Annotated in this window: 24 protein-coding genes; 11 read left to right on the top strand and 13 right to left on the bottom strand. The window is 62.8% G+C overall.

The genetic code is table 11. The features are described from left to right. Positions 1-20: 20 nt before the first annotated feature. The 5 genes from MB818_RS10340 to hslO all read right to left on the bottom strand — a co-directional run bounded on the left by MB818_RS10340 (position 21) and on the right by hslO (position 6,600). Positions 21-1,853, bottom strand: a complete 1,833-nt coding sequence (locus MB818_RS10340) for an ABC transporter ATP-binding protein (RefSeq protein ID WP_238905014.1) — start codon at positions 1,851-1,853, stop codon at positions 21-23. Continuing rightward, entirely contained in the window at positions 1,850-3,688 is a 1,839-nt protein-coding gene (locus MB818_RS10345; protein ID WP_238905016.1) for an ABC transporter ATP-binding protein, read from the bottom strand. Before MB818_RS10345 ends, MB818_RS10340 begins: the two co-directional genes overlap by 4 nt. Before the next feature lie 191 nt (positions 3,689-3,879). After that, the gene (locus tag MB818_RS10350; protein WP_238905017.1) at positions 3,880-5,034 is read right to left on the bottom strand and encodes a CCA tRNA nucleotidyltransferase; all 1,155 of its coding nucleotides are present in this window, start codon (positions 5,032-5,034) and stop codon (positions 3,880-3,882) included. After that, a complete protein-coding gene (locus tag MB818_RS10355; RefSeq protein ID WP_234139173.1) occupies positions 5,031-5,627 on the bottom strand; it encodes a CoA pyrophosphatase in 597 nt (198 codons plus the stop codon). Before MB818_RS10355 ends, MB818_RS10350 begins: the two co-directional genes overlap by 4 nt. Beyond that, positions 5,620-6,600 (bottom strand): Hsp33 family molecular chaperone HslO, encoded by a 981-nt coding sequence (hslO, locus tag MB818_RS10360; RefSeq protein ID WP_234163336.1) that lies wholly within the window; start codon positions 6,598-6,600, stop codon positions 5,620-5,622. The genes MB818_RS10355 and hslO overlap by 8 nt, the downstream gene beginning before the upstream one ends. Positions 6,601-6,676: 76 nt before the next feature. Here hslO and MB818_RS10365 point away from each other — a divergent pair, with 76 nt between their 5' ends. After that, a complete protein-coding gene (locus tag MB818_RS10365; protein WP_234139171.1) occupies positions 6,677-7,129 on the top strand; it encodes an NUDIX hydrolase in 453 nt (150 codons plus the stop codon). Here MB818_RS10365 and MB818_RS10370 read toward each other — a convergent pair. Continuing rightward, on the bottom strand, positions 7,116-8,369 hold the full coding sequence (locus MB818_RS10370; protein WP_234139170.1) for a PP2C family protein-serine/threonine phosphatase: 1,254 nt from the start codon (positions 8,367-8,369) through the stop codon (positions 7,116-7,118). The two genes, MB818_RS10365 and MB818_RS10370, sit on opposite strands and share 14 nt — an antisense overlap. Before the next feature lie 190 nt (positions 8,370-8,559). Between MB818_RS10370 and MB818_RS10375 the strand changes: the two genes are divergently transcribed. After that, positions 8,560-8,886: an Hpt domain-containing protein gene (locus MB818_RS10375; protein WP_234145332.1), complete on the top strand. Its 327-nt coding sequence runs from the start codon at positions 8,560-8,562 to the stop codon at positions 8,884-8,886. A gap of 6 nt (positions 8,887-8,892) precedes the next feature. On the opposite strand, the gene ilvA is transcribed toward MB818_RS10375, so the two are convergent. Next, positions 8,893-10,119, bottom strand: a complete 1,227-nt coding sequence (ilvA, locus tag MB818_RS10380) for a threonine ammonia-lyase IlvA (protein WP_238905019.1) — start codon at positions 10,117-10,119, stop codon at positions 8,893-8,895. Between the two features lie 154 nt (positions 10,120-10,273). Between ilvA and MB818_RS10385 the strand changes: the two genes are divergently transcribed. From MB818_RS10385 to MB818_RS10395, 3 genes are all read left to right on the top strand, one after another. After that, positions 10,274-11,503 carry an argininosuccinate synthase gene (locus MB818_RS10385; protein ID WP_234177628.1) on the top strand — a complete coding sequence of 410 codons (1,230 nt, stop codon included), beginning with the start codon at positions 10,274-10,276 and terminating at the stop codon, positions 11,501-11,503. Then, positions 11,500-11,943, top strand: a complete 444-nt coding sequence (locus MB818_RS10390) for a DUF1810 domain-containing protein (RefSeq protein ID WP_238905021.1) — start codon at positions 11,500-11,502, stop codon at positions 11,941-11,943. The genes MB818_RS10385 and MB818_RS10390 overlap by 4 nt, the downstream gene beginning before the upstream one ends. A 75-nt stretch (positions 11,944-12,018) precedes the next feature. Further along, a complete protein-coding gene (locus MB818_RS10395) occupies positions 12,019-12,300 on the top strand; it encodes an SCP2 sterol-binding domain-containing protein (protein ID WP_234145336.1) in 282 nt (93 codons plus the stop codon). Positions 12,301-12,307: 7 nt separating this feature from the next. Here MB818_RS10395 and MB818_RS10400 read toward each other — a convergent pair whose 3' ends face one another. Further along, positions 12,308-13,021, bottom strand: a complete 714-nt coding sequence (locus tag MB818_RS10400; RefSeq protein ID WP_238905023.1) for a sulfotransferase-like domain-containing protein — start codon at positions 13,019-13,021, stop codon at positions 12,308-12,310. 162 nt (positions 13,022-13,183) lie between these two features. On the opposite strand from MB818_RS10400, the gene msrA reads away from it, so the two are divergent. Beyond that, positions 13,184-13,846: a peptide-methionine (S)-S-oxide reductase MsrA gene (gene msrA, locus MB818_RS10405; RefSeq protein ID WP_234139163.1), complete on the top strand. Its 663-nt coding sequence runs from the start codon at positions 13,184-13,186 to the stop codon at positions 13,844-13,846. On the opposite strand, the gene MB818_RS10410 is transcribed toward msrA, so the two are convergent. Further along, positions 13,843-14,715, bottom strand: coding sequence for a ribokinase (locus MB818_RS10410; RefSeq protein WP_234139162.1), 873 nt, complete (start codon positions 14,713-14,715; stop codon positions 13,843-13,845). The genes msrA and MB818_RS10410 overlap by 4 nt on opposite strands. A gap of 3 nt (positions 14,716-14,718) precedes the next feature. Beyond that, complete coding sequence (locus MB818_RS10415) at positions 14,719-16,974, bottom strand: NADP-dependent malic enzyme (protein WP_238905025.1); 2,256 nt, start codon at positions 16,972-16,974, stop codon at positions 14,719-14,721. Between the two features lie 160 nt (positions 16,975-17,134). Here MB818_RS10415 and mutS point away from each other — a divergent pair, with 160 nt between their 5' ends. Next, positions 17,135-19,753 (top strand): DNA mismatch repair protein MutS, encoded by a 2,619-nt coding sequence (mutS, locus tag MB818_RS10420; protein ID WP_238905059.1) that lies wholly within the window; start codon positions 17,135-17,137, stop codon positions 19,751-19,753. Between the two features lie 63 nt (positions 19,754-19,816). Here the strand turns inward: mutS and MB818_RS10425 are convergent, their stop codons facing one another. Further along, positions 19,817-20,380 carry a nucleotide exchange factor GrpE gene (locus tag MB818_RS10425; RefSeq protein ID WP_234139160.1) on the bottom strand — a complete coding sequence of 188 codons (564 nt, stop codon included), beginning with the start codon at positions 20,378-20,380 and terminating at the stop codon, positions 19,817-19,819. A 10-nt stretch (positions 20,381-20,390) separates the two neighbouring features. Beyond that, a complete protein-coding gene (hrcA, locus tag MB818_RS10430; RefSeq protein ID WP_234139159.1) occupies positions 20,391-21,455 on the bottom strand; it encodes a heat-inducible transcriptional repressor HrcA in 1,065 nt (354 codons plus the stop codon). Positions 21,456-21,577: 122 nt separating this feature from the next. Between hrcA and rph the strand changes: the two genes are divergently transcribed. The 4 genes from rph to MB818_RS10450 are packed head-to-tail and all read left to right on the top strand — an operon-like array spanning position 21,578 to position 24,406. Then, the gene (gene rph / locus MB818_RS10435; protein WP_234139158.1) at positions 21,578-22,291 is read left to right on the top strand and encodes a ribonuclease PH; all 714 of its coding nucleotides are present in this window, start codon (positions 21,578-21,580) and stop codon (positions 22,289-22,291) included. Beyond that, positions 22,288-22,902, top strand: coding sequence for an RdgB/HAM1 family non-canonical purine NTP pyrophosphatase (gene rdgB / locus MB818_RS10440; RefSeq protein ID WP_234139157.1), 615 nt, complete (start codon positions 22,288-22,290; stop codon positions 22,900-22,902). The genes rph and rdgB overlap by 4 nt, the downstream gene beginning before the upstream one ends. Beyond that, positions 22,892-24,049, top strand: coding sequence for a radical SAM family heme chaperone HemW (hemW, locus tag MB818_RS10445; protein ID WP_234177634.1), 1,158 nt, complete (start codon positions 22,892-22,894; stop codon positions 24,047-24,049). Before rdgB ends, hemW begins: the two co-directional genes overlap by 11 nt. A gap of 3 nt (positions 24,050-24,052) precedes the next feature. Continuing rightward, positions 24,053-24,406 (top strand): YbaN family protein, encoded by a 354-nt coding sequence (locus MB818_RS10450; RefSeq protein WP_234145346.1) that lies wholly within the window; start codon positions 24,053-24,055, stop codon positions 24,404-24,406. Here MB818_RS10450 and MB818_RS10455 read toward each other — a convergent pair. Beyond that, entirely contained in the window at positions 24,396-25,286 is an 891-nt protein-coding gene (locus MB818_RS10455; RefSeq protein ID WP_238905027.1) for a ParB/RepB/Spo0J family partition protein, read from the bottom strand. The two genes, MB818_RS10450 and MB818_RS10455, sit on opposite strands and share 11 nt — an antisense overlap. Positions 25,287-25,295 lie beyond the last annotated feature (9 nt).

The raw sequence follows: 25,295 nt of genomic DNA on the forward strand, positions 1-25,295 counted from the left end.
GCGCGCAAGGCGAAAAGCCCTTACTCGGCCGCTTGCGTGCGGATAAACCCGCCGGATTGCCTATGCCAGAACCGGGCATAGAGACCATTGCGGGCCAACAGCGCCTCATGCGTGCCGCTTTCGACGATCCGCCCGCGATCCAGCACCACGATCCTGTCCATTTCCGACAGGGTGGACAGGCGGTGCGCGATGGCCAGCACGGTCTTGCCCTCCATCACGCGATGCAGCGCGCTCTGGATCGACGCCTCGACCTCGCTGTCGAGCGCGCTGGTCGCTTCGTCCAGCACCAGGATCGGGGCGTCCTTGAGGATGGCGCGGGCCAGCGCGATCCGCTGCCGCTGACCACCGCTCAGCTTGACCCCGCGCTCGCCCAGATGTGCATCGTAACCCTTGCGCCCCTTGGCGTCGGCCAAATCCTGAATGAACTCATGCGCCTCGGCTTTTTGGGCGGCAGCTATCAATTCGGCCTCGGTCGCGTCGGGGCGACCATAGAGGATGTTGTCGCGGGCAGACCGGTTGAACATTGCGGTTTCCTGCGTGACCAGCCCGATCCGTCGTCGCAGGCTGTCTTGCGTCACGGTTGCAATGTCCTGTCCGTCAATGCGGATTTGACCGGTTTCCGCCTCGTAGAGCCTTAAGAGAAGCGAAACCAGCGTCGACTTACCTGCACCTGAGGCGCCAACGATCCCCAGTTTCTCGCCCGGCTCAACGGACAGCGTCAACGCATCCACCCCACCGGTTTCGCGCCCATAGGCAAAGCCGACATTGACGAATTCGATCTTTCCACTGCCTGCAACCAGCGGTTGGGCATCGTGCATATCCTCGATCCGCTCGGCCCGCGCGAGGCTGTTCATGCCGTTCTGAACCTCGCCCAGGTTGGCATAAAGGCTCATCAGCGTGAAACTGACCCAGCCGGACATCTGCGCGATACGGATCGAAACCGAGCCCGCAACCACCACATCGCCGGCACTGGCGCCCCCTGCTCGCCATAGAAGCAGCGCCGATCCAAGCAGGATTACCGGCAAGACGCCTGCCAGAAGCATCAGGAAGAACCGGAAACTGGCAGAAAGCCATCCGAAATCCAGCGACCGCTCGCGCAGGTCGGCCATGGCGTTGCGCGCCGCCACATCCTCGGCCTTTGCATGGGCGAAGAGCTTGACCGTCTTGATATTGGTGATCGTGTCCACGACCTGGCCCGACACCATCGCCCGCGCCCCCGCGCGTGCCGCCGACCGTCTGCGGACCCGTGGCAGATACCAGCGGATAAGCATGAAGTAGGCGCCGAGCCACAGGGCAAAGGGCAGCATCACCAATGGATGAATCGACCCTAACAAGGCCAGACTACCGAACAGAGAGGCCAAGGCGAACACAATCGCGCTGATCGTCTCGGACACAACCGAAGTGAGCGCACTTGCGGTTTGCATCTGTTTTTGCGCGATCCGTCCGGCAAAATCGTCGTCAAAGAACCCGACCGACTGACCCAATGTCCAGCGGTTCAGCCGGGCCAGCACCAACGGCGGAATATTGGGCATGACGACATAGTTGTTCGACAGCGCCGACAGGCCGAATGCAACCGGTCGGATCAGTACAAAGAACGCCACTGCGGCCAGGATTGCCCCCAGATTGGTCCCGTCAAAAAACCCTTCGGGACCGAGTTCGACCGCCCGGTCGACCACCTGCCCCAGTATCCACGCGGTTATCGCCTCGAACATACCCGCCATTGCCGAAAACAGCGCGGCGGCAAACAAGACCGGCCAGGCCCCGCTGAGCGCCCATCGGATGAACGCCCCCAGCCGTCGGGGTGGGAGCGTATCCGTGTCGCGGAACGGGTCGATGAGGTCGGCAAGCCTCATCCATCGGCCTCGACATTCAGGAACCCGCCCGACTGTCGCGCCCAGAACTGGGCATAAAGCCCGCCCTGCGCCAACAGATCGGCGTGACCGCCTTCCTCGACGATCCGGCCCTGATCCAGCACCAGGATACGGTCCATCTGCGCGATAGTGCTCAGCCGGTGAGCGATGGCGATCACGGTCTTTCCTTCCATCATGCCGTAGAGCGTGTCCTGTATGGCAGCCTCGACCTCGGAATCTAGGGCGCTGGTCGCTTCGTCCAGCAGCAAAATCGGCGCATCCTTGAGAATGACACGCGCCAGCGTCACCCGTTGACGTTGCCCGCCGCTCAACTTGACCCCGCGCTCGCCCACATGAGCGTCATAGCCGCGTCTGCCTTGCGGGTCTTCGAGATCGAGGATGAACTCATGCGCCTCGGCCTGTTTGGCGGCGGCGATCATCTCTTCCTCGGTCGCGTCGGGACGCCCGTAAAGCAGATTGTCCCGTACCGAGCGGTGCAACAGTGCGCTGTCCTGCTGCACCATGCCGATATGGCTGCGCAGGCTGTTCTGGGTCACCCGGGCGATATCCTGTCCGTCGATCAGGATACGACCGCTATCCGGGTCGTAGAACCGAAGCAGCAGCTTGACCAGTGTCGACTTGCCCGCGCCCGAACGCCCGATCAGCCCGATCTTTTCGCCGGGCGCAATGGTCAGGTCCAACCGATCCAAGCCACCGGCGCCGCGCCCGTAATGATGCGATAGCTGTTGCAGCTCGATCCGGCCCTCGCTCAGCGCGAGCGGCCGGGCATCCGGCGCATCCACCAGGTCGATGGGCTGGGCGATGGTCTCCATCCCTTCGGCCACCACACCCAGCTGGCGGAAAAAGCTGGTCAGCGCCCACATGATCCAACCGGTCATCGCGTTGAGCCGCAGGGTCAGGGCGGAAGCGGCGGCCACCAGGCCAACACTGGCCTGCCCCTGCATCCAAAGCGCGATGGCCCAGCCAACCACACCGACGATCAACAGCCCGTTCAGGGTAACCAGCACCACATCCATGATGGTAAAGATCCGCATTTCCACCTGAAAGGTGCGGCGCGTTTCCTCGATCGCCTCTCGTGCATAAGCCAGCTCGCGGTCGTCATGGGCGAACATCTTGACCGAATGGATGTTGGTATAGCTGTCCACCACCCGGCCCGTCACGGTCGACCGCGCATCCGAGGCCGCCTGCGACGCCGGCCCCACCCGCTGGATCGTCCAGCGCACCAGCAACGCGTAAAGCGCGAACCAGATCAGCAGCGGCAACAACAACCGGGCATCCGCCGCCATGAGCAAAACTGCTGCCCCAATCAGATAGGCCAGCGAAAACGAAATGGCGTCGAACACCTGGAACACCACTTCGCCCGCCGCCGGAGGGGTCTGCATGATCCTGTTGGCGATACGCCCGGCAAAGTCGTTCTCGAACCAGCCCACCGACTGGCGCAGCACATGTTTATGCGCGCGCCAGCGGATAAGGGTGCCAAAGTTTGGCAAAATCGCGTTGTTCAGGACCAATACATCCAGCACATGCAGCACCGGACGGATCAGCAGAACAAACAGGGCCAGCGCGATCATCTCGGTACCGTAGCGCTCCCACACTTCGGCGGGTGAGCCGTTCAGCACATCGACCACGCGGCCCATGTAATAGATCAGCCAGACCTCGACCCCGGCGACAACGATCGACAACAGGCCAGCCCAGATGAAGACACGCAGAAATGGCTGTGAATAGTCCAGCATGAAGGGCCACAGCCGTGTGGGCGGCGTGTCCGTCTCATCATAGGCGACAAAGGGATCGACAAGATTTTCGAAAAAGCGAAACATGAAGGATGCTCCGTTGAGCAATTAGGGAATATGCGAAAGAGGCGGCGTGCAGGACACCACCCGAACGGGTCGGTTATCCCAGCCTCAGCTGAACCAGAGCCCGTAATACATTCGCATCCCTCCTATTGGTTTCGCGGCAAACCTAACCTCGCAAGGTTCAGCATGTCACGCAGGATTTGATTGACCTTACGTCAATCATCTCGAGCCAGCAAAGCTGTCCGGCTCAGCGTGAAATCGGATGCGATCCAGTGCGCTTTCAGGGTGGCAAGCCGCGCGCCCAGCGCGGGGCCCGAAAACGCTGGCATCAGGTCGCGAGCGGTGACCGGAAACACGGCCGCAGCACCGCGCGCAATTGCGGCGGGCGCATGCGGGTCAAGCGGTTGATCCAGCAAGGCGGCCCGCAAGAGAAGCGCATCGCGCGCTGCTTCGACGCCCAGATCATGCCCCAACTCTCCGGCCCCGGCGGTGCCCAAAGCAGCGTGGCGCAGAGTGTCCAGCGCCGCCATCTGCGCCTTGCTCAACCGGAGCGAGGCCAGTGTTTCGCCGTCGCCCAGCGCAGCCAGCCGCCGGATCGGGTCGGCGCTCAGCCCGTCTTCCAGATGCACCAGAGGCGCCAGCGCTCGATCGTCAGCGCCGGGCAAGAGCTGCGCCAGAACCCCGGCGGCGCGCATAGCGGCGACCGAGGGCGCCGGATCGGGCGCAGCGAGCAACTTCAGCATCTCGGCCCCCACCCTCTCGCGCGAGAGGCGGGTCAGCCCGTCGAGATTCCCGGCAATCGCCGCCAGCGCTTCGGCATCAAAACCGGCATCGGCATCGCCATACCAGGCGTGAAAGCGGAAATAGCGTAGTGAACGCAGGTAATCCTCGCGGATGCGGTCGGTCGCATCGCCGATGAACCGCACGCGCCGCGCCTGCAGATCGGGCAGGCCATCCAGCGGGTCCAGTACCGTGCCGTCAGGCCGGGCATAAAGCGCGTTCATCGTGAAATCGCGTCGCGCCGCGTCCTCGTGGATCGAGCCGGAAAAGGCGACCACCGCGCGGCGGCCATCGGTTTCCACATCCCGGCGAAAGGTGGTCACCTCATGCGGGATACCGCCCGCGACCAGCGTCACGGTGCCATGGGCGATGCCGGTGGGCACCGCCTTGATCCCGGCCGCCGCAGCCAGCTCCATCACCCGCTCGGGACGAGCATCGGTGGTGATGTCGATATCGCTGACCGGTGCCCCCAGCAGCGCGTTGCGCACACAGCCACCGACGAACAGCGCCTGCGCACCGCCATCTGTCAGGGTCCGGCAGACCTTTTGCGTTGCCGGGTGGGTCAACCAAGCCTCGTTGATGCGGGTCACGGTTGCATCCTTTCGGCCAGCCCCCTCAGCATCCGAGCGGTGGCGCCCCAGATATAGTAGGGCCCGAAGGGTACGGTGAAATAGTGCCGCCGCTGCCCGCGCCAGCGGCGTGATTGCACCGAGTAATTTTCGGGCCGCATCAGATGCGCAAGCGGCACGCTGAACACCTCTTCGACCTCACCCGGCTCTGGCCGGATGTCGAACGCGCGTTCGATCACTGCCACCACCGGTGTCACGGTAAAGGCGGTCACTGTCTCGTGTGACGGCAGGGTCCCCAGCACGCGCGGCAGGTCGCGTGGCAAACCGATCTCTTCCTGTGCCTCGCGCAGGGCCGCGGCAATCACATCGGCATCGCCTTCGTCCTGCTTGCCGCCTGGAAAGGCGATCTGGCCGGGATGATGTTTTAGCGCCGAAGAGCGTTTGGTCAGGATCACCCGGGGTGCGCCGTGGGCCAAGGTCACCGGCACCAAGACCCCGGCGGGGCGCAGTTTGCGCCCCTCGGGCAGGACCGTACCGGGGTTGAGGTCAAAATCGCTCGACCCCGGCCCGGTCCGGGCCAGCGCCGCAAGCAGAGGGCTGACCAGGTCAGTCACCCTGATCCGCCTCGAACCCGACCGAGGCCGGGTCCAGCACGTAATGTGCGCCGCAGAACTGGCAATCAGCGGTCACCGTTCCCTCATCCGTGGTCATGTGCCCGATATCCTTGGCGGAATAGATCGACAGGCTCTGGCGCACCCGCTCCTCGGAGCAGGTACAGCCAAACCGCACCGACTGCGCATCGTAGACACGCGGCTGTTCCTCGTGAAACAGCCGTACCAGCAGGTCGGTCGGCGGCAGCGCCGGGCCAATCAGCTCCAGATCCTCGACCGTGTCGAGCAAGATATTGACCCGGTTCCAGTTTTCGCCCTCGGCGCCGTCCACCAGATCGGCGGCGGTCAGAATATCGCCAGAACCCGGCCCGCCGGCGGCAAAGGGCGAGGCCTTGGGCATGTGCTGCAACATCACGCCACCTGCGCGCCAATGCTCTGGCACACCTGGTTCGGTGGACTTGCCAAAGCGCAGCTGAAACCGTGTCGGCAGCTGTTCGGATTGCGCGAAATAGGCCTCGGCACAGGCACTCAGCGACCCGCCCGCCAGCGGGGTGATGCCTTGATAGGGCTGGGTCCCCTTGCCCTGATCGATCAGGATCGCGAAATAGCCCTCTCCCACCTGGTCGAAGGGGGCGCCATCGGTCAGCCGGTCGCGGTCGAAACTGGCATAGGCGCGGATGCGCGCCGGCTCGCCCTCGACCTGCGGGGCATAGTAATCGGTGGCGATCATACGCACCGCGCCCTTGGACTGTACCTGCAACGAAAGTTTCCAGCGCAGGCCGATGGTCTGGCCGATCAGCGCGGTCAGCAATGCTATCTCGGCCACCAGGGCCTCGACCACGGTGGGATAATCATGCTGTTTCAGAATGCCGTCCAGCACACCGTCCAGCCGCGCCACGCGGCCACGCATGTCGGGCAAATCGAGCTGAAAGGGCAGGACCGTGTCGTCCCACGCGATTTTGGTTCCGAGTGTCATGGGTTTCCTTGCACGCCAAGTCTTGGCATATCGCGACCATATAGGGTCGGACAAGCCGCGTTGAAAGGGCCTCTACATGATCAGACGTTTTGGGGAAAGCCCCGAGCCGGGGCGCCGCTATATCCGCCGGGTGGGGGCCTATGCCCTGCTGCCGCGCGGATCGGACCTGTTGCTGACCAGCCAGTATGACCCCGATCCCGATCTGCAACTGCCCGGCGGTGGCATCGATCCGGGTGAATCGCCGGTCGCGGCGCTGCATCGCGAGGTTTACGAGGAAACTGGCTGGCTGATTGCCGCACCGCGTCGGGTGGGGGCATTCCGGCGCTTTGCCTATATGCCGGAATACGATCTCTGGGCCGAGAAGATATGTCTTATATACCGCGCCCGGCCCGTGCGTCGTATCGGCCCGCCGACGGAACCCGACCACGCTGCTCTGTGGATGCCGACGCTGGACGCTGCGGGCTTGCTGGGGAATGCCGGTGATCGCCATTTCGCCGCGTGGCACCTGGCGCAGATCAGGGCCCGTTGAACTCGAAGAACGTGGCCGAGACATCGTCCTCAAGCCCGTGTTCGGGCGACATCACCTGCGTCAAGCGCCAGAAAAGGTCATCCAGAAACTCCTGCCCGCCCTGTTCCGGATTACACTCGTTGACCAGTGCAAGCAGCCCCTCGGGCTCCAACATCTCGCCATTGGCGAGACGGCATTCGGTAAACCCGTCGGAATATAACAACAGCCGGTCGCCAACCTCCATCTGCGCCTCGACCTGCGTATAGGGAATGCCCGGCAACAGGCCGATGGGTACGCCGCCCTCGCCGATGAATTCCGCCGTGCCGTTCCGGCGCAACAGCAGAGGATGCGGGTGCCCGGCCTGCACCATCCGCAACATGCCGCTGCGCAGGTCCATGATCGCATAGACCATGGTAAAATACTCTTCGATCCCGGTATCGGCGATCAGGCGCGAGTTCAGGGTTTCGGCCACATCCTGCGGCTGGCGCAGCGCATAGAACTTGTTGAACCGTTTCTCCATCGCGACGTTCTGATCGAAGTACCGGCTGGACAGATAGCCGCCTAGCCGCGCGGTCATCATCGCCGAGGTGATACCGTGGCCCGAGACGTCGATGCTGTAGAATCCGACGCGATTCGGTCCGGGCGAGAACATGCCGACGAGATCACCACCGATATGACCGCACGGTTTCAGCAACAGGCTGATGCGTGACGAACCAAAACCCTGGCTGAAATCGGGCACCAGCGATTCCTGGATCTTGCGTGCCTGAATCAGATCCTTGTCGATGGCGTCATGAGCGCGTTTCAGGTCGTCAAGAGCCTGTTCGATCACCTCGTTCTTGTCCGAAAGCTCTCGCTGCATGCCGATCACGCGGTCCCCGGCCGAAATCCGCGCGCGCAGCTCGTCCGAACTGACCGGCTTGATCAGGAAATCGTCGGCACCGGCGTCAAGCCCTTGTGCCACCTCGTTCTTTTCGCTCTTCGATGTCAGCAGGATGAAATAGCAGTATCGGTCGGAGTTCAGCTGCCGGAACGCCTCGCAGAATTCTACACCGCTCATCCCCGGCATGACCCAATCACTCAGCACCAGATCGGGCATGGCGCTGGCGCAAATCTCCATCGCCTCCTCGCCGCTATCGGCTTCGATTACCTCGAACCCCCATTTTTTCAGAGAGCTCGACAGGATGCGACGCTGTAACCGGCTGTCATCGACAACCAGCACCCGGCGGATTGCACCCAGCTCCATCTCGGTCTGGGCCTCCATTTCCCTACCATGCAACACTGTCGTCTGTCCCGAATTCACCAAGGCCAAGGATACTGACACGCTAGACAGGCCCCCGTTAACATCTCATGAAAGTGCAAATTGCCGCTTATGCACCTGCTTCTCTTTACCGGCTGTTTACCCTCGATCTCCTAATGATGGGTGAATGGGGCAGACAGAACGGAGGTGCGCCATGATTCACTGGCCCCGCGTGACCCAATTGCGGGAAGAGGTCGGTGCGGAGGATTTCGACGAGGTTGTAGACCTTTTCCTGGAAGAGGTCGAAGAGGTGATCGCGCGTCTTCGCCAGACACCGGATCGCCGACTGCTCGAAAAGGATCTGCATTTCCTCAAGGGCAGCGCGCTCAGCCTTGGGTTCGAATCCTTTTCCGCCCTGTGTCAGGATGGCGAGCGGCAATCCGCCGCCGGTCATGCGGACGCGGTCGATCTGGACGCGATCATCAACAGTTTCGAGGCCTCGAAATCGGCCTTCCAGTCGGAGCTGTCCGACCATATCTGAGCGCGCTCAGATCACGAATTGCGCCAGCGTCTCGTTGCGGGTGATGTCGGTATAGGTGAACCCGGCCTCGTCCAGACGGGCATAAAGGCGCTCGAAATTCTCAGGCTTGGCCGTCTCGATACCGATCAGGACGGACCCGAAATTGCGTGCCGATTTCTTCATGTATTCAAACCGGGCGATATCGTCATCCGGTCCGAGGATGTTCAGAAACTCCTTCAGCGCGCCGGGCCGCTGCGGCAGTCGCAGCAGGAAGTATTTCTTGACCCCCGAATAGCGCTGCGCCCGCTCCTTCACTTCGGGCAGACGTTCGAAATCGAAATTGCCGCCCGAGGTGACACAGACCACGGTCTTGCCCCTGATGAAGCTTTGCACATCCGCCACCGCCTCGACCGACAGCGCGCCCGCGGGTTCCAGCACGATACCCTCGACATTCAGCATTTCGATGATGGTGGTGCAGATCCGATCCTCGGACATCACCAGCACATCCGACATGTGCCGCGATTTCAGCAGTTCGAATGTCTTTTCGCCGATCCGGCCCACCGCCGCGCCATCAACGAAATTGTCCACATGATCGAGCGTCACCGGATGCCCCGCCGCCAGCGCCGCGCGCAGACAGGCACCGCCCTCGGGCTCGACAAAGATGCAGTGGCTGCGATCCCCGAACCATGTGGCCACCCCCGCCGACATGCCGCCGCCGCCGACCGGCAGCACCACATGATCGGGCACGCCGCCCAGTTGTTCCTCGATCTCGACAGCCAGCGAGGCCTGCCCCTCGATCACATCGGCATCGTCGAAGGGTGACAGGAAATGCCCGCCCTCTTGCGCGCACCAGGTCTGTGCGGCAGCCAGCGTCTGGTCGAAATAGTCGCCGGTCAGATGAATCTCGACCTGATCGCCGCCGAACATCCGGGTTTTCTGGATCTTCTGCTGCGGAGTGGTCACCGGCATGAAGATCACACCCCGCACCCCCATGTGCCGGCACATATAGGCCACGCCCTGGGCATGGTTACCCGCACTGGCACAGACGAACAGCGCCTGCCCCTGCTGCTTGCGCATCGCGTTGAATGCACCGCGGATCTTGTAGGATCGGACCGGGCTCAGATCCTCGCGCTTGAGCCAGATATCGGCACCATAGCGCGCCGACAGATGGTCATTGCGCTGCAACGGCGTGGCGGGAAAGACATCGCGCATCACCTGTTCGGCGGCGCGGGCACGGGACATGAAATCGCTCATTCCGCCTGACTGCCGCAACCCTGCGCCCGAGGCAAGGAATACATTGGTGTGCTGGATTACACCCACCGATTTCGCCACAGTTCCGATGCCGCAACTTGCCCCCAACCGCAAAAACCGCTACGGCCCTTGCGTCATACGTAAATGGGGAAGTCCAATGTCCGCGCCCAAGAAAGTTGTCCTGGCCTATTCCGGTGGCCTCGATACCTCGATCATCCTTAAATGGCTGCAAACCGAATATGGCTGCGAGGTTGTTACCTTTACCGCCGATCTCGGTCAGGGAGAGGAACTGGAACCCGCCCGCAAAAAGGCCGAGCTGCTGGGGATCAAGCCCGAGAACATCCATATCGAGGATGTGCGTGAAGAGTTCGTGCGCGACTTTGTCTTCCCGATGTTCCGCGCCAATGCGGTGTACGAGGGGCTGTATCTTCTGGGCACCTCGATCGCGCGGCCGCTGATCTCGAAACGTCTGGTCGAAATCGCCGCCGAGCATGGCGCAGACGCGGTGGCCCATGGCGCCACCGGCAAGGGCAACGACCAGGTGCGGTTCGAACTTTCCGCCTATGCGCTGAACCCCGAAATCAAGGTGATCGCCCCCTGGCGTCTGTGGGACCTGACCAGCCGCACCCGTCTGCTGGAATTCGCCGAAGCACATCAGATTCCGATTTCGAAGGACAAGCGCGGCGAGGCGCCGTTCTCGGTCGACGCAAACCTGCTGCACACCTCGTCCGAGGGCAAGGTGCTGGAGGATCCGGGCGTCGAGGCGCCCGATTACGTCGCCCAGCGCATCGTCGCGGTCGAAGACGCCCCCGATACGCCCGAGTTCATCGAGGTCACCTTTGAAAAGGGCGACGCGGTTGCGATCAACGGCGAGGCGATGTCGCCCGCGACCATCCTGACCCGCCTGAACGAGTTGGGTGGCAAGCACGGTATCGGCCTCTTGGATTTCGTCGAGAACCGCTTTGTCGGGATGAAATCGCGCGGCGTCTACGAGACCCCCGGCGGCACCATCCTGCTCGAGGCACATCGCGGCATCGAACAGATCACGCTGGATAGCGGCGCGGGCCACCTGAAGGATTCGATCATGCCGCGTTATGCCGAGCTGATCTATAACGGCTTCTGGTTCAGCCCCGAGCGCGAGATGCTGCAGGCCCTGATCGACAAGAGCCAGGAGCATGTCACCGGCACCGTGCGGTTGAAGCTCTACAAGGGTTCGGCGCGTACCGTTGCCCGCTGGTCGGATCACTCGCTTTACTCCGAGGCCCATGTGACCTTCGAAGAAGACGCAGGCGCCTATGACCAGCAGGATGCCAAGGGCTTCATCCAGCTGAACGCGCTGCGGCTGAAACTGATCGCCACCCGCAACCGTCGCGTCGCCGACAAGTGAGCGGCGAAGACGACTTTGACGAAGACGACGAACTGGAGATGTTCGTCGAGGCGCAGGACACCGTTTGGCCGGATGTCCTGCGCGAACTGACTGCGGGACAGAAGACGAGCCACTGGATGTGGTTCGTCTTTCCGCAACTGGCCGAGCTGGGCCGGTCGCATATGGCACAGCTTTACGGGATCGGGGATCTGGACGAGGCCGCCGCCTATCTGGCCCATCCCGAATTGCGTGCCCGCCTGATCGAAGTCAGCCGGCTTATGCTCGGCCACACCGGCAAACGGCCCGAGGATATCCTGGGCATCATCGACGCCAAGAAACTGCGTTCCTCCATGACCCTGTTCGCGATGGTGCCCGACGCACCGGGCGAATTCCGTGCGGTTCTGGAGGCGTTCTATGGCGGGTCGCCCTGCCCCCTGACCCTGCGCGCGCTGGGCGACTGACCCTGCCGCTTGGTCAGGCTTGCCAAGCGCGGGCCGGTTTCTTACCGCTTTTCCCAGCAACATGAGGGGCGCGACATGCTTCAGGATATCGCCGACAAGATGCAAGCCGAACTGGCGGGCAAAAGCTTTGACGGGTCGCTGAAATTCGACTGCGGCGAGGATGGCGTGATCGTTCTGGCCGACAACACCGCCAGCACCCAGGACCGAGATACAGATTGCACCATCCGCCTGAGCCAGGACAACCTAGTCAAACTGCTGACCGGCAAGCTGAACCCGATGACCGGTGTGATGATGGGCAAGCTCAAGGTCAGCGGCAACATGGGCGTGGCGATGAAACTGGGACAGTTGCTGGGCTGATCGCGCCTCAGATCTTCTTGGCCCGCATGCGCTCGTAAAACGGCATTGCGGCCTGCAAGACCGGCTGAAGCGCCTCCGGCACCTCGGGCAAATCGCCCTCGGGTCCGGCAAAGCCGGTCGAATTCCAGACCGCCCCGTACCAATGCCGCGCCCAGACACCGTCGTCCTTGTGGCCACCCCTGGGCCAGCTCAGCATATGCGGTGACCACGGCACACCGATCCGGTCGCAGAGTTGTTCCAGCATCCGGGCCGGGTTTTCGCGAATGTCATGACTGTCGATCACGACCGGGTCGCCACCCCAACCAGACACCTCGTCAAACAACTCTGCCTGAAGCTGGAAGCCGATATCCTCCAGAGTCGGGTTTTCGCGCTTTTCGGCATAACTCGCGATCACCCGCGCCGGATGGCGGATCAGGAACACGTTGCGCACCGCCCGCATCCAGTCGCGCGGGATGCCGGGGATCATGTGCTGGGTCATGTGTTTCTGATACCAGAACGGCCGCGCACCGGGATTGGGCCCACTCAGCGCCGCCGCCACCATCTTTGGGTCCTGTGGCTGTGCGGCCAGAACCTCTTCTCGCATCGGGTGGTTCAGCCCGGTCATCGCCAGATAAGCAGCATAGAACGGCTCGTCGATGACCGCGCAATCGGTCCGGGCGCCGAAGGCATACATCATCGCCGTCGACAGGTTGCGCGGTCCCGACCACATGGCGATTTTCATCTACTGCCCTCCGTTTACGGGTATTCGCCGCACGCTATCGCCCCGCCCGCCGCGTTCCAAGGGGTAAACACCGCATCAACAGCGCGTGACATTCGATGACGGAACCTTGCCGCAAATCCGGTTGCAAGGCAGCCTGATCGAGACCGGAAATGGAGGATCATCATGTTCCCGATCCAGACACTCAAACCCGTCGCATTGGTGGTTGCCATGGTGCTGGCAACGATCCTGCAAGGGGGCAAGGCCGAGGCCGCAGAGACCGAAACCCTGACCGTTGCGGGCGGTTGTTTCTGGTGCGTCGAGGCCGATTTCGAGAAAGTGCCCGGCGTGCTGGGTGCGGTGTCCGGTTATACCGGCGGGACGCTTGACAATCCGACCTACAAGCAGGTCTCGCGCGGGGGAACCGGGCATTACGAGGCTGTGCAGATCCTGTTTGACCCCGACAAGGTTTCGCGCGAACGCCTGCTGCATCTGTTTTTCCGCTCGGTCGACCCAACCGATGCAGGCGGTCAGTTCTGTGATCGCGGTGAAAGCTATCGCACCGCGATATTCGTCTCTAACAAGGCAGAAACCGCGCTTGCATCCCAGGCCAAAGCCGCCGCTGAGGCAGATTTGGCGCAGTCGGTCGTAACCCCCATCCTGGAGGCGGGCCGGTTTTATCCGGCCGAGGCCTATCACCAGGATTATGCCAAGGGAGAAAAGCTGGTGCTGACCCGGTTTGGCCCGAAACGGCAAAGCGAGGCTTACAAGCTCTATCGCAAATCCTGTGGTCGGGATGCGCGGGTGAAACAGCTTTGGGGTGATGCGGCGCCCTTTGCGGGCAGCTAGAACCGCGCCTCCAAAACTTCTTTCAAATCGGGGATCACATCGGCCGTGCCGTGGCGCATCACCATCAAAGCGGCCGCGCGCGTCGCCTGGGTGATCGCCTGCGGCATCGGCAAGCCCCGGTCCATCCCCGACAGGACATAACCGGTAAAGGTGTCGCCCGCCCCGGTGGTATCGACCGCCTTGACCTTGTGCGCGGGATATTCCGCCGTTTTCCCCTGATTAGTGTCGAAATAGCGTGCGCCCTTCGATCCAAGGGTCACGATGACATGCTGCACCGGCAACTGATCTGGCGACAGACCGGTCGCCTGTTGCAACTGCTCGGCCTCGACCGCGTTCAGGATCAGGAAATCGAGCCAGGGCAGGACATCACGCACCGCCTGAGCATCAAAGGGGGCTGCGGCGTAGCACACGGTCAGGCCGCGTTCGCGACCCAGCCGCGCCGCTTCGACTTGGGCACTGGTCTCATTCTGCATCACCAACAGGTCGCCCGGCGCGGCATCGGCCAGCACGCTGGCGACCCGCTCGGGCGAAATGGCCCGGTTGGCACCGGGCAACAGAACGATCAGGTTTTCGCCACCCGGCTCAACCGCGATTATGGCATGGCCGGTGGGCGCGTCGAGCGTCGCGATATGGCGGGTATCGACGCCATATTCGGTCAGCCGATCAATGGCCCAGCGCCCATCAGGCCCCACCGCGCCGATATGATGCACATGCGAACCCGCGCGGGCGGCGGCCACCGACATGTTGGCGCCCTTGCCGCCCAGAAACCGCTCCATCCCCGAAGCGGCCAACGTCTCGCCCGGCCCGGGCAGATGCGGCACGGCATAGACCATGTCCGCATTGATTGAGCCGAGGTTCCAGATCGCCATGGCCTAGCCGATCTCGGCCGATGCCAATACCGCCATGTTCAGGATGTCATTGGCGGTGGAGACGGTCGAACAGATCTGGATCGGCTTGTCGACACCGGTCAGGATCGGGCCGATCACCGTGGCGCCTGCCATCTCCTGCATCAGCTTGGTCGAGATCGAGGCCGAGTGCCGCGCAGGCACGATCAGGATGTTCGCAGGGCCGGTCAGGCGCGAGAAGGGATAGGCCTCTTTCGAGCGCGGGTTCAGCGCCACATCGACAGTCATCTCGCCTTCGAACTCGAAATTCACCCCACGCTCTTCCAGAACCTTGGGCGCCTTCGTGAGCTTCTCGGTCCGCTCCGAGATCGGATAGCCAAAGGTGGAGAAACTGACAAAGGCCACGCGCGGCTCCAGACCCATATGGCGGGCCACGTCAGCGGCGCGCTCTGCAATGGTGGCCAGGTCGTGTTCGTCGGGCCATTCATGCACCAGCGTGTCGCCGATCAGGACGATCTTGCCCTTGTGCAGCAACGCGGTGATCCCCGCCGCCCCATGCGCGGCGTCGGCGTCGAACACATGGCTGATCTGATGCAACACATGCGCCGATTTCCGGGTCGCGCCGGTTACCAACCCGTCACCATGGCCATGCGCCAACATCAGCGCCGAGAACACGTGCCGGTCGCGCGCGGCGAGGCGGTGCACATCTTTCTGATCGAACCCCTTGCGTTGCAGGCGCGAGTACAGGAACTCCTTGTAGGTCTCCAAATGTGTGGTGTTGGCGGCGTTCACCACCTCCAACTCGCGCACCGCGTCCTCCAGGCCCGCGGCCTCCAGCTTGGCTCTCACGTCGTCCTGACGGCCCACCACCAGCGCCTTGCCATAGCCCGAGCGCTGATACATCACCGCCGCGCGCAGCACGCGGGGATCGTCGCCCTCGGCAAAGATCATCCGGCTTTGCGCCTTTCGGGCGCGGGCATTGATGCCGCGCAGGATGCTGGCGGTCGGATCCATCCGCGATTTCAGGCCCAGCTCATAGGCATCCATGTCGATGATCGGCCGCCGTGCCGCGCCGGTGTCCATACCCGCGCGCGCCACGGCGGGCGGAATGCGGTGAATCAGGCGCGGATCGAACGGGGTCGGGATGATGTAATCGCGGCCAAAGGTCAGGCTCTTGCCATAGGCCATGGCGACTTCGTCCGGCACGTCCTCGCGCGCCAGCGCCGCCAGCGCATGGGCACAGGCGATCTTCATCTCGTCATTGATGGCGCGCGCATGAATATCCAGCGCGCCGCGGAACAGATAGGGAAAGCCCAACACGTTGTTGACCTGATTGGGATAGTCGCTGCGCCCGGTGGCAACGATGGCGTCGGGACGCACCTCATGCGCCTCTTCCGGTGTGATTTCGGGGTCGGGGTTGGCCATGGCAAAGATGACCGGGTTGTCGGCCATGCTCTGCACCATCTCTTGCGTCACCGCGCCCTTGACGCTGACGCCCAGGAACACGTCGGCCCCTTTCATCGCCTCTTCGAGACTGCGCAGCTCGGTCTTGATGGCATGGGCCGATTTCCACTGGTTCATGCCCTCGGTACGACCCTGATAGATCACGCCCTTGGTATCGCAGACAATGCAGTTCTCGTGCCGCGCGCCCATGGTTTTCAGCAGTTCGATACAGGCGATGCCCGCCGCCCCGGCCCCGTTCAGGACGATCTTCACATCTTCGATCTTCTTGCCCGAGATGTGCAGCGCGTTGATCAGGCCCGCCGCGCAGATCACCGCCGTGCCGTGCTGGTCGTCGTGAAAGACGGGGATGTCCATCTCTTCCTTGAGCCGCTGCTCGATGATGAAACACTCGGGCGCCTTGATGTCTTCGAGGTTGATGCCACCGAATGTCGGCCCCATCAGCTTGACCGCGCGGCAGAACTCGTCCGGGTCCTCGGTGTCCAGTTCGATGTCGATCGAGTTCACGTCGGCAAAGCGCTTGAACAGCACCGCCTTGCCCTCCATCACCGGCTTGCCGCCCAGCGCGCCCAGGTTGCCCAGGCCCAGAACCGCCGTCCCGTTCGAGATCACCGCAACCAGATTGCCCTTGTTGGTATAGTCATAGGCCAGCCCGGGATCGGCCGCGATCGCCTCGCAAGGGACCGCAACGCCGGGCGAATAGGCCAGCGACAGATCGCGCTGGGTGGTCATGGGAACGGTGGCTTGCACCTCCCACTTGCCGGGGGTCGGTTCCAGGTGAAAGGCCAGCGCCTCTTCGTTTGTGATTTTCGCTTTGGGCATGGGATGGGTCGTTTCTCTGCTATGCGGGCTTTCAGCCTCATAGCGCAGGCAATCGCGCGCCTCAACGACAATGCGTTTTCGCCTTTCGCCGCAGGGGCCGGATTTGTAAGGTCGCGCGCACCAGCCGCCGGAGAACAAAGCCTTGACCACCGTCACGCCCATGATGGCCCAATACCTCGAAATCAAAGAGGGCCATACCGATGCCCTGCTGTTCTACCGGATGGGCGATTTCTACGAGATGTTCTTTGACGACGCGGTGGCCGCGGCCGAGGCGCTGGATATCGCGCTGACCAAGCGCGGCAAGCACGAGGGCGAGGATATCCCGATGTGCGGCGTCCCGGTTCACGCCGCCGAGGGCTATCTGTTGACCCTGATCCGCAAAGGGTTCCGGGTTGCCGTCTGTGAACAGATGGAAAGCCCCGCCGAGGCCAAGAAACGCGGATCAAAATCCGTGGTGAGGCGCGATGTGGTGCGGCTCGTCACCCCCGGCACCCTGACCGAAGATGCGCTGCTCGAGGCGCGCCGCCACAACTTCCTTGTCGCCTATGCCGAGGTCCGCAGCGGCGCCGCGCTGGCCTGGGCCGATATCTCGACCGGTGATTTCCATGTGATGCCTGTGACCCGCCCTCGCCTCAGCCCGGAACTGGCGCGGCTGGCCCCCTCTGAGCTGCTGGTGGTTGATGAGCCGGTGTTTCAGCAGCTGCGCCCGCTGGCCGACGATCACCGCATCCCGCTGACCCCCCTGGGCAAGGCCAGTTTCGACAGCATGGCGGCTGAAAAGCGGCTGTGCGAACTTTACAAGGTCGGCTCGCTGGAGGGGTTCGGCTCCTTCGCCCGCGCCGAGCTGTCGGCCATGGGTGCGCTGATCGACTATCTGGAGATCACCCAGAAAGGCAAACTGCCACTGCTGCAACCCCCGGTGCAAGAGGCCGAAGACCGGGTAATGCAGATCGACGCCGCCACCCGGCGCAATCTGGAACTGACCCGCTCGCTCTCGGGCGAACGCGGCGGCTCGCTCCTTTCGGTGATCGACCGCACCGTCACTCCCGGTGGCGCCCGCCTGCTGGAACAGCGCATTGCCAGCCCGTCGCGCAATCTGGACGTCATCCACGCGCGGCTCTCGGCGCTCGACTTCTGTATCGACCACACCACGCTGGCCGCCGACCTGCGTGGGGCCCTGCGCAAGACGCCCGACCTGGACCGTGCCCTGTCGCGGCTGGCGCTGGACCGGGGCGGCCCGCGCGACCTTGCCGCAATCCGCAACGGGCTGGGTCAGGCCGAGGCGATTGCCGCCCGCTGCGATGGGTTGGAACTGCCCGACCTGATCGCAAGCGCCTGTGCCGACCTGAACGGTTTCGATGACCTGCTAGGCCTGCTCGATACCGCGCTGGTGGCCGAACCGCCGCTGCTGGCCCGCGATGGCGGCTTCATCGCGCCGGGTTACGACAGCGAGTTGGACGAGGCGCGCGAGTTGCGCGACAAGGGCCGTGGCGTCATCGCCGGGATGCAGCAGAAATATGCCGAACATACCGGCATCGCCTCGCTGAAGATCAAGCACAACAACGTTCTGGGCTATTTCATCGAAACCACCGCCACGCACGCGGCCAAGATGCTGAACCCACCGCTGAGCGAGACCTATATCCACCGACAGACCACCGCCAATCAGGTGCGCTTTACCACGGTCGAGTTGAGCGAGCTGGAAACCCGCATCCTGAACGCGGGGAACCACGCGCTCGAGATTGAAAAACGGCTCTATTCCAGCCTTTCTGGCGCAATTCTAGAGGCCGCCGCCCGCCTCAACCTCGCCGCGCGCGGGCTGGCTGAACTTGATCTGGCGACCGCGCTGGCCGATCTGGCACGGGCCGAGAACTGGTGCAGACCCAGCGTCGACACCTCACGCGTCTTTGCCATCGAGGGAGGCCGCCACCCGGTGGTGGAACACGCCCTGCGCCGGCAGGGCGGAGAGCCGTTCGTGGCCAATGACTGCGATCTCACCGCGGACAAGGGTGCCGCGATCCGCCTGCTGACCGGCCCCAACATGGCCGGTAAATCAACCTATCTGCGCCAGAACGCGCTGATTACCCTGCTCGCCCAAATAGGCAGCTACGTACCCGCCGACAGAGCCCATATCGGGGTGGTCAGCCAGCTTTTCAGCCGCGTCGGCGCCTCGGACGATCTGGCACGGGGCCGCTCGACCTTCATGGTCGAGATGGTGGAAACCGCCGCCATCCTGAACCAGGCGGACGACCGAGCGCTGGTGATCCTGGACGAAATCGGCCGTGGCACTGCCACCTATGATGGTCTTTCCATCGCCTGGGCCACGCTGGAACACCTGCATGCGGCCAATCGCTGCCGCGCTCTGTTCGCCACCCACTACCACGAACTCACCGCCCTTGCCGGAACGTTGGATGGTGTCGAGAACCTGACCGTTGCCGTCAAGGAATGGGACGGAGAGGTCATTTTTCTGCACGAAGTGAGGAAGGGCGCCGCCGACCGGTCCTATGGTGTGCAAGTGGCGCAACTCGCCGGCCTACCCCCGTCCGTTGTGGCGCGTGCCCGCGTGGTTCTGGACCAACTGGAGAAGTCCGAACGCGAAGGCGGCAAGCAAAAGGCGCTGATCGATGATCTGCCGCTGTTCTCAGTCGCGCCGCCACCGCCGCCGCCCGCACCAAAAAGCTCACCTGCCGTTGCGATGCTGAAGGACATCCACCCTGACGAGCTGACCCCCCGCCAAGCGCTTGAGATGCTGTATAAACTGAAAGAGGCGGCCAGATCCTGACCGCCCCTTCATTCCGCTTAAAGTACTCCCGCCGGAGGCTTGGCTTCGCCGGGCGAAGCCAAATCAGCCCGCAGGCATCGACGACACGCCAACCTGCGCCGGGCGCAGCAGGCGGTCGTGCAGCATGAAGCCTTCGGCGGAAACCTGAATGATATCGCCCGCCTTGGTGCCGGGCACCGGCGCCTCGAACATCGCTTCGTGCATCTGCGGGTCGAACCTGTCGCCCACCTGCGGCGACAGCACCTGAATGCCATGCTTGCCGAACACATCCAGCAGCGCACGCATCGTCAATTCGATTCCCTCGATCAAAGCACCCGAAACTTGGCGCTGTTCGTCGGTCATGGAGTCCAGCGCACGCTTCATATTGTCATAGACCGGTAGCATATCGCGGGCCAGTTTCGAGCCGCCATACTGCTCGGCCTCGCGCCGGGCGCGCTCGCCCCGCTTGCGCACATTCTCGGCGTCGGCCAACGCGCGCATGAACTTGTCCTTGAACGCATCCCGCTCGGCCCGCAGCGTATCCAGCTCTGCCGCCTCTTCGCTGATCTCGGCCATTTCCTCGGCCAGTTCTTCGGCCTCGGCGGTTGCGATATCGTCCAGAAACTCTTCGTTGTTCGGCTTTGCCATCTTTCTACCTCTAACTCCGGTCGGAAATCAGACGCCCGACCAGCTGTGCCGTGTAATCCACGATCGGAACGATGCGACCATAGTTCAGGCGCGTCGGGCCGATCACCCCCACCGCACCGATAACCTTTCGATCCGCGTTCATATATGGAGACACCACCAAAGAGGAACCCGAAAGTGAGAAAAGTTTGTTCTCAGAGCCGATAAAAATTCGCACACCATCGCCATCTTCGGTCAATTGCAGGAACTCGGCGATGTCGCGCTTACGCTCCAGATCGTCGAACAGCACCCGAATTCTCTCCAGCTCCTGTTCCTGGCCAGTGCCCTCTAACAGATTCGCGCGCCCGCGCACGATCAGGCGGTCTGCGCCTTCACCCTCGCGGTCCCAGACCGCCAGACCGCTTTCGACCATCTGGCGGGCCAGCTGGTCGATTTCCTGCTGGCGGGCGCCGATCTCGGTCTGCATCAGCCGGCGGACCTCGCTCAGGGTCTTGCCCTCGATCAGTGCGTTCAGGAAATTGGCCGCCTCGCGCATCGAACTGGGGGTCTGTCCCGGGGGCGGCGCAAACAGGCGGTTTTCCACATGACCGTCCGAAAACACCAACACCACCAGCGCCCGGTCCTGCGCCAGCGAGACAAACTCGATATGGCGGATCTCGGCCTCGTGCTTGGGCGTCAGTACCAGCGAGGCGCCTTGAGTCACCCGGCTGAGCGTGGCGCTGATCCGGTCCAGTGTTCCGCCCACATCGCTGGCATTTGCGCCCAACGTCGCGTCCAGCTTGGCCCGGTCATCCAGGCTCAGATCCGCCACCTCGAGCAACCCGTCGACAAACATTCTCAGCCCCATCTGGGTCGGGATCCGCCCCGCACTGACATGGGGACTGTCGAGCAGGCCCAGATATTCCAGATCCTGCATCACGTTGCGCACGGTTGCGGCGCTGACTTTTTCACTCAGAGTGCGGGTCAGGGTGCGGCTGCCGACCGGCTCGCCACTGTCCAGATAGGACTCGACGATCAGGCGAAACACCTCGCGCGAGCGGTCGTTCAGATCGTCCAGTATTTTGCGCGCATCGCTCATGGCATTCCTTGGGCAATCCCCGGCTGAGTGGCCATTAAATCCCCTGCCCCGAAAAGGTCAATCGGGCTTGCATCCACGCCCTTGCGGGCGGTATCCCCAGCGCAACAGACAAAGGATGACCCATGCGACCCTCTGGACGAGAACTAAGCGAAATGCGCCCGGTTTCAATCGAAACCGGTTTCACAAAACATGCCGAAGGCTCGTGCCTGATCAAGATGGGTGATACGCATGTGCTGTGCACCGCCACGATCGAAGATCGTGTGCCCCCCTTTATTAAGGGCTCGGGCCTCGGCTGGGTCACCGCCGAATACGGTATGCTGCCACGCGCCACCAACACCCGGATGCGGCGCGAGGCCGCCAGCGGCAAGCAAGGCGGCCGCACCGTTGAAATCCAGCGCCTGATCGGCCGCGCCCTGCGCGCGGGTGTTGACCGGGTGGCCCTGGGCGAGCGTCAGATCACCGTCGACTGTGACGTGATTCAGGCCGATGGAGGCACCCGCTGCGCCTCGATCACCGGCGGTTGGGTCGCCTTGCGCCTGGCGGTGAACAAGCTGATGAAGGCGGGCGATGTCATTTCCGACCCACTGGTCGATCCGGTCGCCGCCGTGTCCTGCGGCATCTATGCCGGTCAGCCGGTGCTGGACCTCGATTACCCCGAGGACAGCGAGGCAGGCGTCGACGGCAATTTCATCATGACCGGGTCCGGCAAGTTGATCGAGGTGCAGATGAGCGCCGAAGGCTCGGTCTTCAACCGCGCGCAACTGGATCAGCTGCTGGGTCTCGCCGAAAAGGGCGTGGGCGAACTGGTTGCCGCGCAAAAGGCCGCCACCGCATGACCCGCAGGTTCACAGGCGATACGCTGCTGATTGCAACCCACAACAAGGGCAAGCTGGAAGAGATGGCGCATCTCCTCCAGCCCTTTGGGGTCAAGGTGGTCGGCGCCGCCGAAATGAACCTGCCCGAACCGGAAGAGACCGAGGATACCTTTGTCGGCAATGCGCGGATCAAGGCGCATGCCGCCGCCCGCGCCACCGGCCTGCCCGCCCTGTCCGATGACAGCGGCATCACCATCGACGCGCTGGATGGCGCGCCGGGGGTCTATACCGCCGACTGGGCCGAAACCGGCAATGGGCGCGATTTCATGATGGCAATGACCCGCGCCAATGACGAGTTGGAAGCCAAAAGCGCCCCGCATCCCCGGTTGGCACAATTTCGCTGCACGCTGGTTCTGGCCTGGCCCGATGGTCATGACGAGGTGTTCGAAGGCGTCGCCCCCGGTCATCTGGTCTGGCCCATTCGTGGCGCGGCCGGGTTCGGCTATGACCCGATGTTCGTACCCGAGGGCTATGACGTGACCTTTGCCGAGATGGATCGTTGGGAAAAGAACAAGATCAGCCACCGCGCACGGGCAGTGGAGAAATTCGTAAAGGGCTGTTTTGGGGGATGACTGGCAGCATGGAGGCTTTGGCCTCTACGTGCATTGGCCCTTTTGCCAGGCCAAATGCCCCTATTGCGATTTCAACAGCCATGTTGCCCGTGAGATTGACCAAAAGGCCTGGGTTAGAGCCTATGTCGCAGAGCTTGAACGCTCTGCTGCCGAACTGCCGGGTCGGGTTCTGAACACCATGTTCTTTGGCGGCGGTACCCCGTCGCTGATGATGCCGGAAACGGTCGCGGCGGTGATCGAAACCGCCCGCCGGCTCTGGCCCACTTCCAACGACATGGAAATCACGCTCGAGGCCAATCCCGGCTCGGTCGAGGCGGGTCGCTTTGCCGCCTATTGTGATGGCGGGGTCAATCGCATCTCGATGGGGGTGCAGGCGCTCAACGACCAGGATCTGCACCGGCTGGGCCGCATTCACAGCGTGGCCGAAGCGCGCGCCGCCTTCGACATAGCGCGCCGCTGTTTTGACCGGGTCAGTTTCGATCTGATCTATGCCCGGCAGGATCAGACGCCCGAGGCCTGGCGCGCAGAGTTGAACGAAGCGTTGGCCATGGCCGTCGATCACCTTTCGCTCTATCAGCTGACGATCGAGGACGGCACCGCCTTTGGCGACCGTTACGCCCGTGGCAAGCTGCGCGGCCTGCCCGCCGATGACGATGCCGCCGACATGTACCTGATCACGCAAGAAGTCTGCGCTGCCCATGGCCTGCCCGCCTATGAGGTTTCGAACCACGCCCACCCCGGCGCCGAGTCCCGCCACAACCTGATCTATTGGCGCTATGGCGATTATGTCGGCATCGGTCCCGGCGCGCATGGCCGCATCACCATAGATGGTCAGCGGTTTGCCACCGAGAGCCCACTGAACCCCGGTGCCTGGCTGGGTGCAGCGGCAAAGGGAAACGGTGAGTTGAGCCGTGTTGCACTATCCCTACAAGATCAAGCCTATGAATACCTGATGATGGGGCTTCGCATTACCGAAGGACTAGATATTCGCCGATACGAGACACTTTCCCCACAGCCCCTGAACCGGAACCGCCTTGCCCATTTGGCCGAACTGGGCATGATCGACATCGACGGGGCGAGACTAAGGGCAACGGCCCAAGGGCGCGCGGTGCTGAACGCGGTCATTCTGGACCTGATGTCGGAGTAGAGAATGCAGTTTATCTGGGCGGCTCTTGGACTGGTCTGCGTTGCCCTCGCCCTGATTGGCGTTGTCCTGCCGCTGCTTCCTACTGTGCCGTTCCTTCTGCTGGCCGCGTTCTTCTTTGCCCGCTCGTCCGAGCGCCTGCATACCTGGCTGCTGACACATCGCCTGTTTGGCCCGATGATCGTTGACTGGCAGCAATCTGGCGCCATCCGTCCAGGCGCAAAAAAGGCGGCAACCCTGTCGATTGCCGCCGTCTTTGGCCTGTCGCTTCTTCTCTCGGCCCCCTCCCATGTCCTGGCCATTCAAGCCGTGGTTCTGGGGGGAGTGCTGATCTTTATCTGGACCCGCCCTAACGGCTGAGCTTGGCGCAAAGATCGTCCAACTGATCCAGATTCTCATAGGTCAGGACCACTTGACCGGTTTCGGTTCCCGCCTTGTGGTTGATCGTCACCTTCATCGCCAGGATCGCCGACAGATCCTTTTCCAACGCGCGGGTATCGGCGTCCTTGTCGCTTCCGGCCGATTTCGGGCGCGCCGTCGTCGCGGGCTTCTCGCCTTCCGCCTGCTTCTTGACCAAAGCCTCAGTCGCGCGTACCGACAGCCCGTCACGCACGACGATCTTGGCCAATTCCGACGGATTATCGCTGGTAATCAGGGCTCGGGCATGTCCGGCCGACAGTTTTCCTTCGACCACCATGTGTTGAACGTCATCCGGCAAAGACAGCAGGCGTAGAAGGTTCGCGATATGACTGCGGCTTTTACCCAGGGCTTCGGCCAGCTTTTCCTGCGTATGGCCGAACTTGTCCATCAACTGCCGATAGCCTGCGGCCTCTTCTACCGCGTTCAGGTCGGCGCGCTGGATATTCTCGATGATCGCGATTTCCAGGACTTCGGTATCGTCCAGCTCGCGCACCAGAACCGGAACCTGATGCAGCTGCGCCAGTTGCGCCGCGCGCCAGCGACGTTCACCGGCGACGATTTCGTACATGTCACCCTCAACGGGACGCACGATCAGCGGTTGCAAGATACCCTTCTCTTTGACCGAGGCTGCAAGCTCTTGCAGCGCCTCTTCGGTAAAGGTGCGGCGCGGCTGGTTCGGGTTTGCGCGCAGCTTTTCGATAGGCACAGTACGATCAGGGCGACGCGAGGACTCACCACTGGTCGCCTCTGGCGTCTGCGTCACATCGGCCATCAAAGCGGACAGTCCGCGTCCCAACCCTCGGGGTTTGTTCGAAACCATGTGTCGCTC

The organism is Ruegeria alba, from assembly GCF_022321465.1.
Classification (GTDB): domain Bacteria; phylum Pseudomonadota; class Alphaproteobacteria; order Rhodobacterales; family Rhodobacteraceae; genus Ruegeria_B; species Ruegeria_B alba.